This is a genomic window from Paraburkholderia sp. WC7.3g (genome assembly GCF_050436345.1).
In the GTDB taxonomy this organism is placed as follows: Bacteria; Pseudomonadota; Gammaproteobacteria; order Burkholderiales; family Burkholderiaceae; genus Paraburkholderia; species Paraburkholderia podalyriae.
Genome location: NZ_JBNDMA010000001.1, coordinates 1,274,063 through 1,290,078, shown reverse-complemented (window position 1 = coordinate 1,290,078; position 16,016 = coordinate 1,274,063). Strand labels below are relative to the sequence as shown.

The window sequence follows — 16,016 nt, the reverse complement described above, 5'->3', positions numbered from 1 at the left end:
ATGACGCAAAGCCACGCACAAACACCATCCAGCGACGACGCGGACACGGACAACCGGCCATCGCCGCTGCAGGGCATCCGTGTGCTCGACGTCAGCCAGGTGATGGCCGGCCCGTTCGCCTGCATGATGCTCGCCGATCTCGGCGCGGACGTCATCAAGATCGAACCCCTCGAAGGCGACCAGACGCGCGGCGCCATGGGCTTCAAGATGAAAGGCCCGGACAGCATGGGCTTTCTCAACATGAACCGCAACAAGCGCTCGGTCGCGCTGGACCTGAAGACCGATGAAGGGCGCGAGTTTTTCTACCAGTTGGCCAAGACCGCCGACGTAATCGTCGAGAACTATCGGCCCGGCGTGGTTCAGCGGCTGCGGATCGACTACGAGACGATGCGCGAAATCAACCCGAAGATCGTCTACGCGAGCATCTCGGGCTTCGGACAGAGCGGCCCGTGGTCGCAGCGCCCCGGCTTCGACCTGATGGCGCAGGCCATGTCCGGCGTCATGAGCGTGACGGGCTACAAAGGCGGCAAGCCCGTGAAGGCCGGCGTGCCGGTGGCGGACATCGGCTGCGCGCTGTTCGCCGTGTACGGCGTGCTTTCCGCTTATATCGGCGCGCAGAAGACCGGGCAGGGGCAACACATCGACGCCTCGCTGTTCGATTCGGCGATGGCCTTCTCGATCTGGGACATGTCGGATTACTGGGGAACGGGGGTCGAGCCGACGCCGCTCGGCACCAGCAACAAGATGAGCGCGCCGTATCAGGCCGTGAAGGCGCGCGACGGTTACTTCGTGATGGGCGCAACCAACCATAAGCTGTGGTCGCGTCTTTGCGACCTGCTGGAGCGGCCCGATCTGCTCGCGAATCCCGAGTTCGAGACCGTTTCGCTGCGCCTGAAAAACCGTGAGGCGCTGATCGAATCGCTCGAGACGTCGTTCGGCCAGCGCGACTGCGAGGAATGGATCGAAACGATGCTGGCCGCGGGCATTCCCGCCGGACCGATCCTGTCTTATCCGCAAGCCTTCGGCAGCGAACATGCGCAGTATCGCCGCATGTGCATGGAGATCGACCATCCGGTTGAGGGCAAGGTCAAGAACATCGGGTTTCCGGTGAAGATGCTCGGAACGCCGCAGCGCGTGCGACGCCATCCACCGCGCCTGGGCGAGCACAACGACGAGCTTTATGCAGAGATCAACGGGGCCGCGAAATGAGCGAAGCGGCCAGTGAGAAAGTCAGGCTCGAACGTCTGACGGAGTCGGTCGCGCAGATCGTGATCGACCGCCCCGAGCGGCACAACGCAATGTCGATTCCGATGTACGAGACCTTGCTGGCACTGTTCGACCAGTGCCGCGCGGACGAAACGGTGCGTTGCATCATTCTGCGCGGCGCGGGCGGCAAGTCCTTCATTTCGGGCACCGACATCGATTACTTCCGCGACTTCACGGCAGGCAGCCAAGGTGTCGAGTACGAAGCGCTCGTCGAATGGGTGATCGGCGCAGTCGAGCGCATTCCGGTGCCCACCGTCGCCGCGATCGACGGTTGGGCCGTGGGCGGCGGACTCGCTATCGCGACCGCGTGCGACTTCCGAGTCTGTGCGGACGGTTCGCGCTTCGGCGCGCCGATCGCGAAGACGTTATCGAACACGCTGTCGTCGCGCAATCTCGCGCGGCTCGTCGCGGCATTCGGCGTGCCGCGCGTGAAGAAGATGCTGCTGCTCTCCGATTTCGTCGGCGCCGCCGAAGCGCACGCGTGCGGCTATGTGTACGAGGTGACAGCGAAAGAACAGGTCGGCAGCGCGGCATGCGCGCTTGCCGAACGGCTCGTTGCGCTATCGCCCGTCACGCAGCATGCGGTCAAGGAGAGCTTGCGGCGCATCGTGATCGACCAAAGCCTCGAAGACGAGGATCTGATCGAGGCGGTGTACGGCAGCCAGCGGTTCCGCGACGCCGTCGCGGCATTCGGCTCGGGGGCGCCGAAGGGCTGAGCGTCCTGCGCTGCACGCGTAATGGCAGCGCTTCACCCAAAAAATAAATGACATCTGGAGGACGACACATGAAACGCCTGTCGCTGAAGGCCACCACCACCGTGCTGGTGATGCTGTGCCTGATGTATTTCATCACCTATGTGGATCGCGTCAACATCAGTACGGCAGCCGGGCAGTTCAAGAGCGAGCTCGGCCTGAGCAATACGCAGCTCGGCATCATCTTTTCGGCATTCGCGTATCCGTACGTCATCTTCCAGTTTATCGGCGGATGGGTGAGCGACCGCTTCGGAGCGCGCCGCACGCTGCTCGCGTGTGCGGCAATCTGGGCCGTGGCGACCGCGCTGACCGGCATGGCAGGCGGTTTCGCTTCGCTGATCGCGGCGCGGCTGCTGCTCGGTCTGGGCGAAGGCGCGACGTTTCCAGCCTCGACGAGCGCTATGGCCTCGTGGATCGCTCGTGACAAGCGCGGCATGGCACAGGGCATCACGCACTCGTCCGCGCGGTTGGGCAACGCTATCGCACCGATGCTGGTCGTCGCGCTGATGACCGCCCTCAACTGGCGCTTATCGTTCTATCTGCTCGGTGCAATGAGCGCCGTCTGGCTGGTCCTCTGGTATCTGACCTATACGGAGCGCCCCGTCGATCACCCGCGCATCACGCGCGCGGAACTGGATAAACTGCCGCCTCCTACGACGCGTCCGGTCGATCCGCGTGGCACGTGGATGCGCCTTTATAAACGGATGGCACCGATCTCGGCGGTGTACTTCTGCTACAACTGGATCCTGTGGCTGATGCTCGACTGGATGCCGCTGTACTTCATGCATACGTTCCACCTGAACATCAAGAAGGCCGTGGTGTTCACATCGGGCGTGTTCGTGGCGGGCGTGATCGGCGATCTCGTGGGCGGCATGGTAAGCGACCGCCTGTTGCGCAGGACCGGCAACGTCAAGCGCGCGCGCAGTCATCTCGTGGCCGTGTGCATGGCGCTGACCGCGCTGTCGCTGGTTCCCGTCGTGCTGCTACACGATCCGATGATTTCCCTGATCTTCCTTGGCGCGGCGATGTTCTTCAACGAAATGAACATCGGCCCGATGTGGGCGATCCCGATGGACGTCGCCTACGACCGCTCGGGCACGGCCAGCGGCATCATGAGCGGCACCGGCTTCACTGCCGCGATCGTGAGCCCGGTCATCGCCGGGTTAGTCGCTGATCGCTTGCACAGCTGGGATCTGACGTTCGTGCTGTCGATCGGCGTCATGATCTTCGGCATCATGCTGAGCTTCTTCATGAGGCCGAACGTGCCGTTTTCGAACGACGCGGCGCAGCCGTCCGGCGGCTCGCAACGCAAGGAGGGGGATGCGCTGTCGGGCGCTTGACATATCGGAACAAAATAAACGGCATTGATGTCATCGCAGCTTTTTAACCTATTTTGCTTATTCGATGCGGGGCGCTAATCTCGGCATATCGTCCCCCCAGGAACACATCGGAAGGCAATCATGCAGGCGCAATCCCTGAAGGTTCGGGTCGACGCGTTGCGCGACGAAGCGCACGGCGTCCGCTCGTTCAGCATTTCGCGGCTCGATGGGCTGCCGTTCGAGCGTTACGAACCCGGCGCCCATATCGACGTCACGAGTCCTTCCGGCGTCACGCGGCAATATTCGCTGTGCGGCGACCCGGAACGTCTCGACTCGCAGATATTCGCGGTGAAGAAGGAAGAGCAATCGCGCGGCGGCTCGCGTTCGCTTCATGAAGAGGTGAGCGTCGGCACCGAGTTGTCGGTCGGCGCGCCGCGCAATCTTTTTCGCCTCGAAGAAGGCGCGGGCGAGCACATTCTGATGGGCGCGGGCATCGGCATTACGCCGTTGCTGTCGATGGCTTATCGGCTCGCCGCGCGGCAGGCGCGCTTCACGCTGCACCATTTTGCGCGCAGCGAAGCGCATGCGGCGTTCATGACGCTGCTCACGCGCGAGCCGTTCGCGCGGCACGTGAAGCTGCATTTCGGTGTGCAGCCCGACGAGCTAAAACCCGCGCTCGATGCGTGTCTGCGCGATGCAGGCGCGAACGCGCATGTCTACACGTGCGGTCCGTCGCCGTTCATGGATCTCGTTGTCGCGAGTGCCCGGCAACGCCTGCCCGCGGACGCGATTCATCTCGAACGCTTCAAGGCGGAGACCGCGCCGGCGCCCGCGGCTGACGCGTCGCTCAAAAGCTTCGACGTGCAATTGGCGAGTAGCGGTCAGACGGTGCGGGTCGATGCGAGCACGTCGATCGTCGCTGCGCTCGCGTCGATCGGCATCGAAGTGGACACGTCGTGCGGCGAAGGCGTGTGCGGCACCTGCATGGTCGATGTGATCAGCGGCGAGCCCGAACATCGCGATCACTGCCTGAGCAAGGCCGAGCGCGCGAGCAATAGCGTGATCTGCTGTTGCGTGTCGCGCTCGCGAACCCCCGTGCTCGTGCTCGATCTCTGATTCACTTACGCGCAATCACATCTTCTCGAAGCCGGCGAGGATCTCGGCGATGAGGCCGCGCATCCACGCAATGCCTTCGTCTTCATGGAAGTGCTCGTGCCAGTGCATCGTCACGGCGGCCTTCGGCAGCGGCACCGGCAGTGCGTAGATCCGGAACGCGTCGCCGCGATTGAGGATATGCGCGAGCCGTTCAGGCAGCGTCGCGAACAGATCCGTCGCGGCCAGCACACCGGGCACCGCGACGAAGTGCGGCAACGCGAACGCGATATTGCGGCCGACGCCTTGCGCGCGCAGCGCATCGTCGAGCGCATGGTGGCTATGTTCGAGCGAGCGCACCTGGATGTGCGAAGCGGCGAGAAACCGTTCGAGCTTCAGCGTGTCACCGCTCGGCAGGTCGCGGCGCTTGCGCGTCATGCACACATACGACTCTTCGAACAGCAGGCTATGCCGCGTGCGCGGCAGCAGCGACGGCAGATTGCCGATCGCGAAGTCGAGCCGGCTCGAACGTAGCGCCTCCTCGATCTCCTCTACGGGCAACGGCTCGACAACCAGCTTCACGCGCGGCGCAGACTTTTGCAGCGCCGCGCACAGCGCGGGCAGATACGCCATCTCGCCCGCATCCGATAGCGACAGACGAAACGTGCGCGTGCTCGTCGTCGGATCGAAACGTTCCGCGTAACGCAGCGCCTGACGCACGGTGTCGAGTGCGTGGCCGACGATCTCCGCGAGTTCGAGCGCGACGGGCGTCGGCTGCATGCCCGCACGCGTGCGGATGAACAGTGGGTCGTCGAACATCGAGCGCAGACGGCCGAGCGAGTAGCTGACCGCGGGCTGCGACAGCGCGAGGCGTTCGCCCGCCCTCGTCAGGCTGCGCTCCTCGACGATCGCCTGAAACACCCTCAGCAGATTGAGATCGACGTGGTCGATAGAAGTCATGGCCGGCTCTTGTGATATCAGCCGGATTTATCCGGCGACCTGTTTTTAATCGATTTGACGCATGATCGTCGCAAAGCGAGACTGATGTCAACGAGAGGATGCGCCAATGTGTGGCACGTGGCTTCACGCGTCGACGTGCATCTTCATTTCAACCACGCAACCGTCCCCCGCACACGATGAGTACGCCGACCTATCAAACCATCGACACCCGCGCTTTAGCCAGGCGCGCCGAGGCCGATCGCATCGCCCCTTCGCTCTACTACGATCCCGAGCTGTTCGAAGTCGAACTCGAGCGCATTTTCTACAAGACGTGGATCTGGGTCGCGCATGACAGCGAGTTGCCGAAGCCCGGCGATTTCATCACGACGACGATGGGCCGGCAGCCGGTCATCGTCGTGCGCGACAAGAGCGGCGCGGTCAACGTGCTGCAAAACCGCTGCCGTCATCGCGGCGCGACCGTGTGCGAGGAGCACAAGGGCAATGTGAAGGGCTTCACGTGTCCGTATCACAGCTGGTCGTATGCGCTTGACGGCACGTTGCGCGCGCTGCCGTACGGCGACGGTTACGAAGGCGTATGCGAGAAGGGCGATCTGCCGCTGAAGAAGCTGCGCGTGGGCGTTTATCAAGGCCTGATCTTCGCGAGCTTCAACGAAACGATCGAACCGCTCGAAGACTTCCTCGGCGGCGCGAAGCCGTGGATCGATCTGTTCATGAAGCAGGGCGCGGGCTATCCGATCAAAGCGAACGGCGAGCACAAGTTCAAGTTCAAGGGCAACTGGAAGATCCAGCTCGAGAACACGACGGACCTATACCACTTCCCGGTCGTGCACAAGTCGTGGATGAAGTCGATCGACGACGAGACCGCCGCCGCGATCACGAGCTTCATGACGAGCGATCAGGCGTTCTGCCGCTCGCTAGGCAACGGTCACAGTCTCGCGGTGCTGATGCCCGAGATCGTCGATCTGGACCGCGACGACGGCGCGCCGCTGCCCGAGCGCTTCAGCGAACTCGCCGCGCAACTTGCGCAAAAACACACGCCGGAAGCAGTGCGCCGCATCGTGCGCTCGCTGATGGGCGTCGGCTTCAACCTGAACCTGTTCCCGAACCTTGCTCTTTCTATGGCGTTCTTCCGCGTGCTGCGGCCGATTTCCGCCGAGGAAACGGAGATTCGCCACGTCGCGCTCGCGATGGACGGCGGTCCCGATGAAGCGAATCGGGTGCGCCTGCGCATCCACGAGCACTTCCAGGGCCCGTTCGGCTTCGGCAGTCCCGACGACGCCGAAGCATGGGAGCGCGTGCAGCGCGGCTCGCATGCCGGACCAGACGTACCGATCCTCGTCAATCGCGGCCTGAATCGAGAAACGACCGCCGCGAACGGCGAGAAAACCGCCCACGCAACCGATGAAACCGGCATGCGCGAAGCGTACAGGCAATGGCGCTCAATGATGGAGCAGGCATGATGGACGACAGGAACGCACTTCTTTCCCACCAGACCTTTGCACGCGCGATCGAATTCATCTGGCGCGAAGCCGAATTGCTCGATCGACGCGATTACCGCGAGTGGCTCGACCTGTGGGACCCGTCCGGCCACTACGTCGTGCCGATCGATCCGAATACGACGGACTACGCGGCGACGCTGAACTACGCTTACGACGATCAGGATCTGCGCCAGAAGCGCGTTCAGCGCATGACGTCCGGCTATTCGGCGTCCGCGTCGGATGCCGCGCGCACGGTGCGCACGGTGTCGCGCTTCACGCTCGCGAGCGACAGCGCGGATGGGGTCGAGGTGAAGTCGTCGCAGATCATCATCGCGTACAAGCGCGGCGCGTCGACGATCTTCGCGGCCAATCTCACGCACAAGATCAGCATGGCGAGCGGCGAGCCGCGTCTCGTCGAGAAAGTGATTCGCCTCATCGATTCGACCGATGCACTGAGCGCGATCGGCTTCCTGCTGTGACGGAACCAGGGAACGTTCCCATGAACGACGACCGAAACCTGCCTTTGCGTGTGCTGTTCTGCTGCGGCGTCTCGCAGAACTTCTTCGACTTGCCGCGGGAACAGATCGGCGAAGTGTGGCAAGCGTACGGCAAGATGCTGAACGCGATCGAAGCGATGGAAAACGTGCGGGTGCTGGGCGTGATGGACGACGATCGGCTCGTCGTCGGCAATGCCGATGGCGCGCCGTGGACGTTTTACATCATGGCCGATGTCGCCGACTTCGATACCGCGGTGGCCGTGTGCAATCTGTATCGAACGACGCCGGTCGGCGACTACAACCTGTGGCGCTACGGCAAGATCGAAGCGCGCGTGGGCCGTGCGCTGACGGTGCCGCCGGTGCTCGCCAATCATGCGTGACGCGATGACCGATCCGGCTATCGACGCGCTGCTCGCGCGCGTCAAAGCGCTCGAAGCACAGAACGCGGTGCGCAATGCGATCGCGCGCTACATGGCGTTATGCGATGTGCCGGCGCGCGCGCTGGAAGGCGAAGCGCTCGCCGCGCTATTCGCCGACGACGCGATCTGGGAAGGCATCGGCCCGCAGTACGCGAACAAGTTCGGGCGTCTCGAAGGGCCCGCGCGGATCATCGCGATGCTGCAGCGTTATCTGCCGCCTACGCCGCACTTCGCGACCAACGTGCACTTTCTGACTGCGGAGCACATCGAGGTGAACGGCGACATGGCGAAGGGTCGCTGGATCATGTTGCAGGCTTCGGGTTATGTCGATGCGAAAGCCGAACTGATCGCGGCGCGCCTCGAAGTCGACTTCGTGCCCGCCGCTCACGACGCGGGCGCGACTTGGCTGATCCGCCGTTTCCGTACCGAGCGTCTTTTCGATGCACCGTGGCAAGTCAACCCGGTTGAGGGAGTTTCGGCATGAGCGCATTTCTGCGGACATTCAATCTGAGCGCGGCGGACGGCGCCGATGCGCCGACGATCGCGATCAAGGACAGCATCGACATAGCCGGCTATGCGACGACGGCGGCGAGTCGCGCGCTCGCCGACGCCCCGCTTGCATCGGAGCATGCCGAAGTCGTGCAGCGTTTGCTCGACGCCGGCTGGCGCATCACTGGCAAAGCCAACATGCACGAACTCGCGTTCGGCATGACCGGCATCAATGACTTCTCCGGCACGCCGCTCAATCCGCAGGACGCGGCACGCATTCCGGGCGGATCGTCCAGCGGGTCCGCCTCGGCGGTCGGACAGAAGCTCGTGGACGCCGCGCTCGGCACCGACACAGGCGGCTCGGTTCGTGGCCCCGCCGCTTGTTGCGGCGTGATCGGCCTGAAGCCGACATTCGGCCGCGTGTCGCGGCACGGCGTGGCGCCGCGTGTGACGACGCTCGACTGCGTCGGTCCATTCACGCGCGAGATGGGCATGCTGATTCGCGTGATGACGGCGATCGATCCTTCGTTTCGCGCGGACGCTGCGCGTCGCGACGTTTCACGGCTACGCATTGGCGTGGTGTCAGTCGATGCCGACGAAGACATCGCCAATTCGATCGACAACGCCGTTGGAAAGGCCGGACTCGCCACACTAACGATCGAACTCGCGTCGCTGAAGGACGCATTCACGGCCGGCCTCGCAGTGATCAACGCGGAGACATCGCGCGCATTCGGCCATCTGGTGGCAAGCGGCAAGCTCGGCGCCGATATCGAGGCGCGCCTGCGCGCAGCCGCGGCCACGAGCGCCGCCGATCTCGACGCGGCCGAACGTGTGCGGCGCGCGTTCACCGACGAAGTGGACCGCGCGCTCGATCGCGTCGACGTGCTCGTGCTACCGACGATGCCTTCATTGCCGATCACGCTCGAAGCGGCGCGCGCCGGCACGTCGGTGATCGGCATGTCGTCGCTGATCCGGCCGTTCAACCTGAGCGGGCATCCGGCATTGAGCCTGCCCGTTCCGATCGAACATTCGACGCTGAAGGCGGGTCTGCAGATCATCGGTCGCAAGCACGACGACGAAATGGTATGCGCGCTCGCCGCTCACATCGAGGCGCGCCTCGCGCAATCCGCCTGAACGCAATCAAGGAGTCAGCAACGTGTCGAACAGAATCGCGCTCGTGACGGGCGCCGCGCGCGGACTTGGCGCAGTTCTCGCGCGTCGTTTTCATGAGGCAGGCTACAAGGTCGCCCTGGCCGATATCGCGATCGAGCCCGCGCAAGCGCTCGCGCATGAACTGAGCGGCGACGGTTCCAGCGCCTGCGCGATCCACCTCGACGTTACGCGCAAGGCGGACTTCGAAGCGGCGCGCGATGCGCTGCTCGAACGTTGGGGCACGGTGGATGCGCTCGTCAACAACGCGGGCGCTTCGAAGGTCGTGCCCGTGATGGACATCACCGCCGAGCAATTCGATCAGGTCGTCAACGTGAATCTGCGCAGCGTGCTGTTCGGCAGTCAGGTATTCGGCGGGCACTTCGCGCAGCGCGGCACGGGCCGCATCGTCAACATCGCGTCGCTGGCGGGGCAGAACGGCGGCTCGGCAACGGGCGCGCACTATGCCGCCGCGAAGGGCGGTGTGCTGGCGCTGACCAAGGTCTTCGCGCGCGATCTCGCCGCGAGCGGTGTGACGGTCAACGCGATCTCGCCGGGCCCGCTCGATTTGCCGATCGTTCACGAGAGCCTGAGGGCGGACGAACTGGCGAAGGTGATCGAAACGATACCGGTGGGCAAGCTCGGAGCGGCGTCGTATGTCGCCGATGTCGCGGTGGTGCTTGCTTCCGGCGACGCCTATTTCGCCAATGGCGCGTGCTGGGACGTCAACGGCGGCCTGTACATGCGCTGATGCGTCTACATGGGTCGCGGCGGCCGTGTCATTCCGGCCGCTCGTGCGGCGCTCGGCTTGGCCTTGATCGACCCGTGCAGCACTTCCCTCTCGCGCGAGGTGAGCGAGTTGATCCGCTCGCGCAGCTGCAGCGAACATGGCTCCCGTAAATCCTCACCATTGCCCGTACCTCCTGGAACTCCTCACCATTCGCACTACTTCAGCAACGCCACCTGCACGACCTTGACGATCACGAGCGCGATCGCGAGCAGCAGATAGCCGCGCAGCACGCCCATCCACAGGCGTTTGGCGAGCGTCAGACGCGGCGGCGGCAGTTCGTCGAGCGGCGGCATGCGCCATGTGTTGCGGGCCTCTTTCGCATAGACGGGCGCCGGCTCGGCCGCGGACTCGCGTTGCAGCTTGCGAATCCCGATGGTCGCGACATACCCGACGACCGCGAGAAACGTGCCGCCCGCAAGTACTTCGATTATCGTTTCCGCCGCGATGTCCGGATAGATCACCGACGCGGTCAGGATGATCGACAGCATCACGAGTACCCAGATCACCGCGCCGGTAAACAGGTTGAGCTTCTTCGAATTGGCCCACGGACCCAGCACCGCGCGGTCGTTGCACAGCAGCAGCAGGAACACGGTCGCGCTCGGTAACAGCACGCCCGCGAGCGTCTGCACCGCTTCGGTCAGCAGCCCGAGCGGGCTGCCCGGAATCAGTACCAACGCGGCGGCCGCTGCGACGATCGCGAAGTACACGACGTAGAAGCCCTTCGCATCCGACACGCTACGATGCAGCGAATGGCGGATCTTGAACACGTCGCCGATCGCATAGGCGGTCGATAGCGATACGGCCGCCGCGCCGATCACGCACGCGTCGAACAGCGCGATCGCAAACAGCACCGCCGAGGTGCGTCCCGCGTATTTCTCGAGACCGGCGATCACGCCGCCCGCGTCCGTGAAGTTGCCGAATCCGGGACGGCCGTCGAACAGCGCCGCGCTGAACGAGATCATCGCGACCGCGCCGATCAGCACGAACACGATGCCGATCCATAGGTCGGCTTTTTCGTAGTTCATAAAGCGCGGCGTGATGCGCTTGTCGACCACATAGCTCTGCTGAAAGAACAACTGCCACGGTGCAACCGTCGTGCCGACGATGCCGATCACGAGCAGCATCACGTCGGACAGCTTCGAATGCGCGGGCCAGTTTGGAATGAAGAAGTCACGCGCGATCTGGCCGACCGGCGGATGAATCGACACGAGCACCGGCACGAGCAGCAGGCTCAACACACACAGCGCGACCGCGAAGCGCTCGAAGCGGCGGAAGTCGCCGGTGCTGACGGCGGCCATCGTCAGCGCCGCGGCGATGCACACGCCCGCGATCTTCGAGACGCCGAAAAAGTCGAGCACAAACGTGATGCCGATGAATTCCGTCACGATGGTCAGCGCGTTCAGCAGGAACAGATCGATGACGCTGAACGCGCCCCAGAACTTGCCGAAGCGCTCGAAAATAAGCCGCGCGTGGCCCACTCCCGTCACTGCGCCGAGCCGCAGCACCATCTCCTGGTTGACGAACAGCACCGGCACCAGCAAAAGCATGGTCCACAGCAACGTCGTGCCGTAGTTCTGGCCTGCCTGCGTGTAGGTGCCGAACGCGCCCGCGTCGTTGTCGCCGACCATCACGATCAGACCGGGGCCGAGAATCGCGAGCAGCGTGCGCAGGCGCGCCCACCAGCTCGTGCGCGGCGCGGTGTCATGGTGAGCGATGGTGCCGAGTGCGCCTTTGATATCACCGACGTGTGCCGAATCGAGCACGGCGCTGCGCGCGGAGGAAATGTTCGTCGGAGTAGACATGTCGTTCTCTCCTGGTTGTATTTGTCGAAGGACGGATCGCGAAACGCTACGCCACGCGCGACATCAGGCGACGCCAGAAGGCGACGAACGAATGCGGTTCGCGAGTGTGCAGCACGAGCAGGCCGTCGTAATGGGCGCGCGATTCCTGCACGCGCGGGAACTGCGAAAGAAGGAGGCCGAATTGCATGAGGTAGCTCCGTGCGTCGGTTTCGACACGCTGATGGAAAGCCAGCAGACACGGAGGCCGCGTATGTCCGTGCGCGGCGGTAGAGGTCTACTCGCTTTCCTCGGTTGATAGAAGAGGGAAGCGGCATATGGGATAACTGTCACTGTCAGGCATGGCGGCTCCTTGTCGGTGTATGTAGCGGGTACCGCATTCGCGCGCATCGCGTTGAACTGACTGCGTTGACTGCTGACAACGCGCGCGCAAACGCGACCGCGGGCGCGAGGCTCGCGATGCGACGTCGTACCGGCGGACGGACGCGCGTTAACGCGACGTTCCTGTCATACGGATACGACGTTACTTAGGTGCACGGGAAGAGACTGCGGCGCGCACCGTCTGCCTGCTGGCAAGACGGCGGCTGATGAAGAGAGCGCGGACGTCCTGCCGGTCAGGCAGCGAATCTGTTCGAAAGTCGGCTACTGCAGGTGTCCAAGGCGTGAGCCCCACTCGTGATGATTTTTGAATTCTAGGGGTCGCCTTCCGCCGAGGTCAACCTGTTTCTTAAGCAGAGCAGAAATGATGTGCTACGCGCAACACTGCGCACGTCTGAATGACGTGCGGGTCAAGGCCGATATAGAGGAAGCTCGAACAGGCGGCATCGATCCATCCGACCGTTGCCGCCACGGCGCGCTCACTGGCTGGCGCGCCGACGCACGGTCAGCCGGTTATGCACGCTTCTGACGCCGCGAACCGAACGCGCGGCGTTGCCGGCTCGCGCGATTTGCGATTGCTGCGGCACCGTGCCGGACAGCGTCACGATGCCGTGGCGCGCCTCGACACGAATGTTCGCTGGATTGAGGTTCGTCGTGCGCGTGAATGCGCGGCGGACGTCGCGGACAATCGCGCTGTCGGTCCGGTTGTTGTTCCGGTTCGAAGCCGCGGGGGCCGCCGCGTTTTGCATCGACGCGTCGTTCGGCATGCCGCCCGTCTGTGCGTTCGCATAGGTCGCGCAACTCGCGATGGCCGCCGCGACAATTGCGCCGAGGATTCTGCTCGCGCCGTTTGTTTTCATTCTTCCTCCTTTGCCGGTTTGTCAGGAACTGCCGTTCGAGCCGCGTAAAGCCAGCGGGGAAGAGGCGGCGCAACGCACTGCCGCCTCGCGACGAGTAATCGACCGTCGGCTCCGATTATATTCTGCGGCGCACGCGTCGATGCCGATAGGTGAGAGGATTCGGGAGCCGCCGAGGTGAGAATATGTGCACCTGTACGCGCACTTCAAAATTGAGGGTGAGGAAATTCGGGAGTCGTCAGACGGTGCGGCAAGTCGCGGATGGTTTCCTTGGAAACTGATATCGCATCCTCAAGGTTTTGTTCCTTTTTCGTCAGGTTCGCCACGTCGCGACAGGTGCGTCGCGCGAAAGGTGAGGTTTTTCGGGGGCCGCGCGCGGGCGGTTCTTTTGCAACTAACCGGCCACGCCCAAGCATGGAACAAGCCGCGGGCAAGAGCCTCGCGGGAACGCGCGCATCTTTGCCTGTTAGCCATAGGTGAGGATATTCGGGAGCCGTCGATGCCGAACCGGTCGGCTGCACGCTTTGTTGGCGTGCAAGACGCACTTCATGTAGCCGCGAATCATTGCATCCGTCGCGTTGACTGTTCGCCAACTGTGTAACGTAAGTCATTGAATGTCCAGGCGATCTGCCGCATAAGCGGCCGGCATCAGCGAAGCGAACCTGCCGCGTTCGATCAAAGGTGAGTGTTTTCGGGAGCGGTGCGCGAGAGCAGCAACGCGCGCACCGAAACATGCCCTTGACCCTCGTTTTCTCCGCAAAGGTGAGGCTTTTCGGGAGCAATGGCGACCGCACTTGACGCCGATTCGCCACGGCTCCGTGCCTGAGGTGAGGCTTTTCGGGAGCGCAAAAACCCGGCGGCAATAGCCCGTTCAGGCCGATTTCGCGATCTCGCGAATGTCCGCGACCGGTGTCTGCCCGAACGCATCGCTGAACGCGTAGTCGATCAACTGCGCCGCGCATTGCTCGGGCGTCGACAGTTGGCCATTGCGCTTCAGGTCGTCAAAGCGCGCGCGCATCGGGAATTGCTCTTCGCCGCTGCCGCGAATCTGCGCCTGCATGTCTGTATCGACCACGCCCGGTGCGAGGCTGCAGATGCGCAGCGCGCGATTCGCGTCGAGCGCGACGGCGCGCGCGTGATGATCGAGCGCGGCCTTCGTCGCGCAGTAGATGCTCCAGCCCGCATACGCATTGCGCGCCGCGCCGCTCGATATGTGCACGATGCGCCGGTCGGTGGCGTCGACGGCCGCGGCGGCAAGGGCGCTCGCGAGCATCAGCGGCGTCGCGACGTTCAGGCTCACCGCGTCCGCGACGTTCGTCGCGTCCTGTCCTTCGATGGGCCCAACCGGCTGCACCATGCCCGCGTTGTTGATCAGCAGCACCGTCTGCGCGCCGCGTACGAAGTGGCTCAGTGCGTCGGTAGCGATCCATTGCGCGACGCGCGCGGGGTCGGCCAACGGTAGCTCGATCTCTTCGAGCTGCGCGGCAAAGCGCGCCTTCAGCGCGGGATGTCGCGAGCGCGACAGACCCAGCACCGTGAGGCATGTCGTACCTTGTGATCGTGGGCTTGCAGAGTCGACGATTTTCTCACGCCGCATTCAGGCCGGACGAAAACGCTCGCGATACTGCGTTGCAATCTATCCGCGATGGCATCGCCACGCTGTTCGGAATCGACGACAGCAAAAACCGTGACGGTGCTGGCGGTGCGTCCTCAGCTAGAGGATGATTATCACTGACCGAATTTCCGTCGCCGCGCCATGGTCATCAAAAACCTTCTCCGCAAGCTCGACCTCACCACGTTGCAGCTGTTTCTCGCCGTCTTCGAAGAGGGCACGCTCACGCGTGCCGCCGAGCGCGAGGCGATCGCCGTGTCCGCCGCCAGCAAGCGGCTGCTCGAACTCGAACAGGCAGTCGGCGCGTCGCTATTCCAGCGCAACGCGCGTGGCATGACGCTGACGCCTGCCGGCGAGACGCTGCTGCATCACGCGCGCCGGGTGCTGCGCGACATCGAGAACATCGGCATCGAACTGGCCGGCCATGCGAGCGGCGTGCTTGGCTACGTGCGGATGGTGGCGAATCTGTCGGCGATCGTCGAATTTCTGCCCGAAGATCTGCGCGCGTTCCAGTCGTTGCACGAGCGCGTGAAGATCGACCTCGAGGAGCGGCCGAGCGGCGGCGTCGTCAAGGCCATCGACGAAAGCCTCGCCGATCTCGGCATCTGTTCCGCCGACGCGGATACGCGCGAGCTGCACGTCGAGCACTACCGGCGCGATTCGCTCGTGGTCGTGATGCGTGACGATCATCCGCTCGCGGCGCGCACGAGCATCGCGTTCGCCGAAACGCTCGATGGCGATCACGTCGGCTTGCATTCGGCGAGTTCGATCAACGCGCGCACGCACCTCGCCGCGCGCCAGGCCGGCAAGCCGCTGCGGCTGCGCATCCACGTGCCGGGCTTCGATGCGGTCTGCCGGATGGTGCAGGCGGGCATGGGTGTCGGCGTGCTGCCGCGGAAGGTGTATCAGCTGATGGGCGGCCCGCTCGGTCTCGTCGGCACGCCGCTCGATGATGACTGGGCCGAGCGCAGCCTCGTCCTCGTCGTGCGTGAGGTCGATGCATTGTCGCCGGTGAGCCGACTGCTGTTCGATCATCTGCGCACGGTCGAAGCGCAGGAAGCCGCAGCGCACGCTCGAACCGAACCCGCTCCCGCAACCACGCAACCTCGGCGTCGAGCCCGTAGCCGCTGATGAGCGTTCGCCGTTGGCGAACGGTCGT

General features: G+C 63.9%; 16 protein-coding genes and 1 pseudogene. 11 read left to right on the top strand and 6 right to left on the bottom strand.

Annotated elements, in window-relative coordinates; all coding sequences use genetic code 11:
• The 4 genes from OKW43_RS05965 (at position 1) to OKW43_RS05950 (ending at position 4,453) form a co-directional block, all read left to right on the top strand.
• Positions 1-1,209 carry a CaiB/BaiF CoA transferase family protein gene (locus OKW43_RS05965; protein WP_281393987.1) on the top strand — a complete coding sequence of 403 codons (1,209 nt, stop codon included), beginning with the start codon at positions 1-3 and terminating at the stop codon, positions 1,207-1,209.
• The gene (locus OKW43_RS05960; RefSeq protein ID WP_187635437.1) at positions 1,206-1,982 is read left to right on the top strand and encodes an enoyl-CoA hydratase; all 777 of its coding nucleotides are present in this window, start codon (positions 1,206-1,208) and stop codon (positions 1,980-1,982) included. The genes OKW43_RS05965 and OKW43_RS05960 overlap by 4 nt, the downstream gene beginning before the upstream one ends.
• Positions 1,983-2,050: 68 nt before the next feature.
• Entirely contained in the window at positions 2,051-3,358 is a 1,308-nt protein-coding gene (locus OKW43_RS05955) for an MFS transporter (RefSeq protein ID WP_429445839.1), read from the top strand.
• A gap of 120 nt (positions 3,359-3,478) precedes the next feature.
• Positions 3,479-4,453, top strand: coding sequence for a PDR/VanB family oxidoreductase (locus OKW43_RS05950; RefSeq protein ID WP_187635439.1), 975 nt, complete (start codon positions 3,479-3,481; stop codon positions 4,451-4,453).
• Between the two features lie 15 nt (positions 4,454-4,468).
• Here the strand turns inward: OKW43_RS05950 and OKW43_RS05945 are convergent, their stop codons facing one another.
• Positions 4,469-5,389, bottom strand: coding sequence for a LysR family transcriptional regulator (locus OKW43_RS05945; RefSeq protein WP_187635440.1), 921 nt, complete (start codon positions 5,387-5,389; stop codon positions 4,469-4,471).
• Between the two features lie 176 nt (positions 5,390-5,565).
• Here OKW43_RS05945 and OKW43_RS05940 point away from each other — a divergent pair, with 176 nt between their 5' ends.
• Genes OKW43_RS05940 through OKW43_RS05915 form a run of 6 tightly spaced genes read left to right on the top strand, consistent with a single transcriptional unit; the run spans position 5,566 to position 10,172 of the window.
• Entirely contained in the window at positions 5,566-6,849 is a 1,284-nt protein-coding gene (locus tag OKW43_RS05940; RefSeq protein WP_429445836.1) for an aromatic ring-hydroxylating oxygenase subunit alpha, read from the top strand.
• Entirely contained in the window at positions 6,846-7,346 is a 501-nt protein-coding gene (locus tag OKW43_RS05935) for an aromatic-ring-hydroxylating dioxygenase subunit beta (protein WP_187635442.1), read from the top strand. The genes OKW43_RS05940 and OKW43_RS05935 overlap by 4 nt, the downstream gene beginning before the upstream one ends.
• Positions 7,347-7,366: 20 nt before the next feature.
• Positions 7,367-7,744, top strand: a complete 378-nt coding sequence (locus OKW43_RS05930; RefSeq protein ID WP_429445834.1) for a hypothetical protein — start codon at positions 7,367-7,369, stop codon at positions 7,742-7,744.
• Positions 7,737-8,267, top strand: coding sequence for a nuclear transport factor 2 family protein (locus OKW43_RS05925; RefSeq protein WP_429445832.1), 531 nt, complete (start codon positions 7,737-7,739; stop codon positions 8,265-8,267). Before OKW43_RS05930 ends, OKW43_RS05925 begins: the two co-directional genes overlap by 8 nt.
• A complete protein-coding gene (locus OKW43_RS05920) occupies positions 8,264-9,406 on the top strand; it encodes an amidase (protein ID WP_429445830.1) in 1,143 nt (380 codons plus the stop codon). The genes OKW43_RS05925 and OKW43_RS05920 overlap by 4 nt, the downstream gene beginning before the upstream one ends.
• 22 nt (positions 9,407-9,428) lie before the next feature.
• Entirely contained in the window at positions 9,429-10,172 is a 744-nt protein-coding gene (locus tag OKW43_RS05915; RefSeq protein ID WP_429445828.1) for an SDR family NAD(P)-dependent oxidoreductase, read from the top strand.
• 194 nt (positions 10,173-10,366) lie between these two features.
• Here the strand turns inward: OKW43_RS05915 and OKW43_RS05910 are convergent, their stop codons facing one another.
• The 5 genes and pseudogenes from OKW43_RS05910 to OKW43_RS05890 all read right to left on the bottom strand — a co-directional run.
• The gene (locus tag OKW43_RS05910) at positions 10,367-12,013 is read right to left on the bottom strand and encodes an NRAMP family divalent metal transporter (RefSeq protein WP_429445826.1); all 1,647 of its coding nucleotides are present in this window, start codon (positions 12,011-12,013) and stop codon (positions 10,367-10,369) included.
• A gap of 46 nt (positions 12,014-12,059) precedes the next feature.
• Positions 12,060-12,200, bottom strand: coding sequence for a hypothetical protein (locus tag OKW43_RS05905; RefSeq protein ID WP_187635447.1), 141 nt, complete (start codon positions 12,198-12,200; stop codon positions 12,060-12,062).
• 667 nt (positions 12,201-12,867) lie between these two features.
• A complete protein-coding gene (locus tag OKW43_RS05900; RefSeq protein ID WP_429445824.1) occupies positions 12,868-13,248 on the bottom strand; it encodes a BON domain-containing protein in 381 nt (126 codons plus the stop codon).
• Between the two features lie 203 nt (positions 13,249-13,451).
• A complete protein-coding gene (locus OKW43_RS05895) occupies positions 13,452-13,856 on the bottom strand; it encodes a hypothetical protein (protein ID WP_429445822.1) in 405 nt (134 codons plus the stop codon).
• Between the two features lie 260 nt (positions 13,857-14,116).
• A pseudogene (locus OKW43_RS05890) lies at positions 14,117-14,785 on the bottom strand (SDR family oxidoreductase); the annotation flags it as partial.
• 216 nt (positions 14,786-15,001) lie between these two features.
• Between OKW43_RS05890 and OKW43_RS05885 the strand changes: the two are divergent.
• Positions 15,002-15,988, top strand: a complete 987-nt coding sequence (locus OKW43_RS05885) for a LysR family transcriptional regulator (RefSeq protein WP_187635452.1) — start codon at positions 15,002-15,004, stop codon at positions 15,986-15,988.
• Positions 15,989-16,016: the final 28 nt, after the last annotated feature.

Coding starts and splice junctions, on each gene's coding strand:
- OKW43_RS05965 (WP_281393987.1), top strand. CDS start 1: ATGACGCAAAGCCACGCACAAACACCATCCAGCGACGACGCGGACACG.
- OKW43_RS05960 (WP_187635437.1), top strand. CDS start 1,206: ATGAGCGAAGCGGCCAGTGAGAAAGTCAGGCTCGAACGTCTGACGGAG.
- OKW43_RS05955 (WP_429445839.1), top strand. CDS start 2,051: ATGAAACGCCTGTCGCTGAAGGCCACCACCACCGTGCTGGTGATGCTG.
- OKW43_RS05950 (WP_187635439.1), top strand. CDS start 3,479: ATGCAGGCGCAATCCCTGAAGGTTCGGGTCGACGCGTTGCGCGACGAA.
- OKW43_RS05945 (WP_187635440.1), bottom strand. CDS start 5,389: ATGACTTCTATCGACCACGTCGATCTCAATCTGCTGAGGGTGTTTCAG.
- OKW43_RS05940 (WP_429445836.1), top strand. CDS start 5,566: ATGAGTACGCCGACCTATCAAACCATCGACACCCGCGCTTTAGCCAGG.
- OKW43_RS05935 (WP_187635442.1), top strand. CDS start 6,846: ATGATGGACGACAGGAACGCACTTCTTTCCCACCAGACCTTTGCACGC.
- OKW43_RS05930 (WP_429445834.1), top strand. CDS start 7,367: ATGAACGACGACCGAAACCTGCCTTTGCGTGTGCTGTTCTGCTGCGGC.
- OKW43_RS05925 (WP_429445832.1), top strand. CDS start 7,737: ATGCGTGACGCGATGACCGATCCGGCTATCGACGCGCTGCTCGCGCGC.
- OKW43_RS05920 (WP_429445830.1), top strand. CDS start 8,264: ATGAGCGCATTTCTGCGGACATTCAATCTGAGCGCGGCGGACGGCGCC.
- OKW43_RS05910 (WP_429445826.1), bottom strand. CDS start 12,013: ATGTCTACTCCGACGAACATTTCCTCCGCGCGCAGCGCCGTGCTCGAT.
- OKW43_RS05905 (WP_187635447.1), bottom strand. CDS start 12,200: ATGCAATTCGGCCTCCTTCTTTCGCAGTTCCCGCGCGTGCAGGAATCG.
- OKW43_RS05900 (WP_429445824.1), bottom strand. CDS start 13,248: ATGAAAACAAACGGCGCGAGCAGAATCCTCGGCGCAATTGTCGCGGCG.
- OKW43_RS05895 (WP_429445822.1), bottom strand. CDS start 13,856: ATGACTTACGTTACACAGTTGGCGAACAGTCAACGCGACGGATGCAAT.
- OKW43_RS05885 (WP_187635452.1), top strand. CDS start 15,002: ATGGTCATCAAAAACCTTCTCCGCAAGCTCGACCTCACCACGTTGCAG.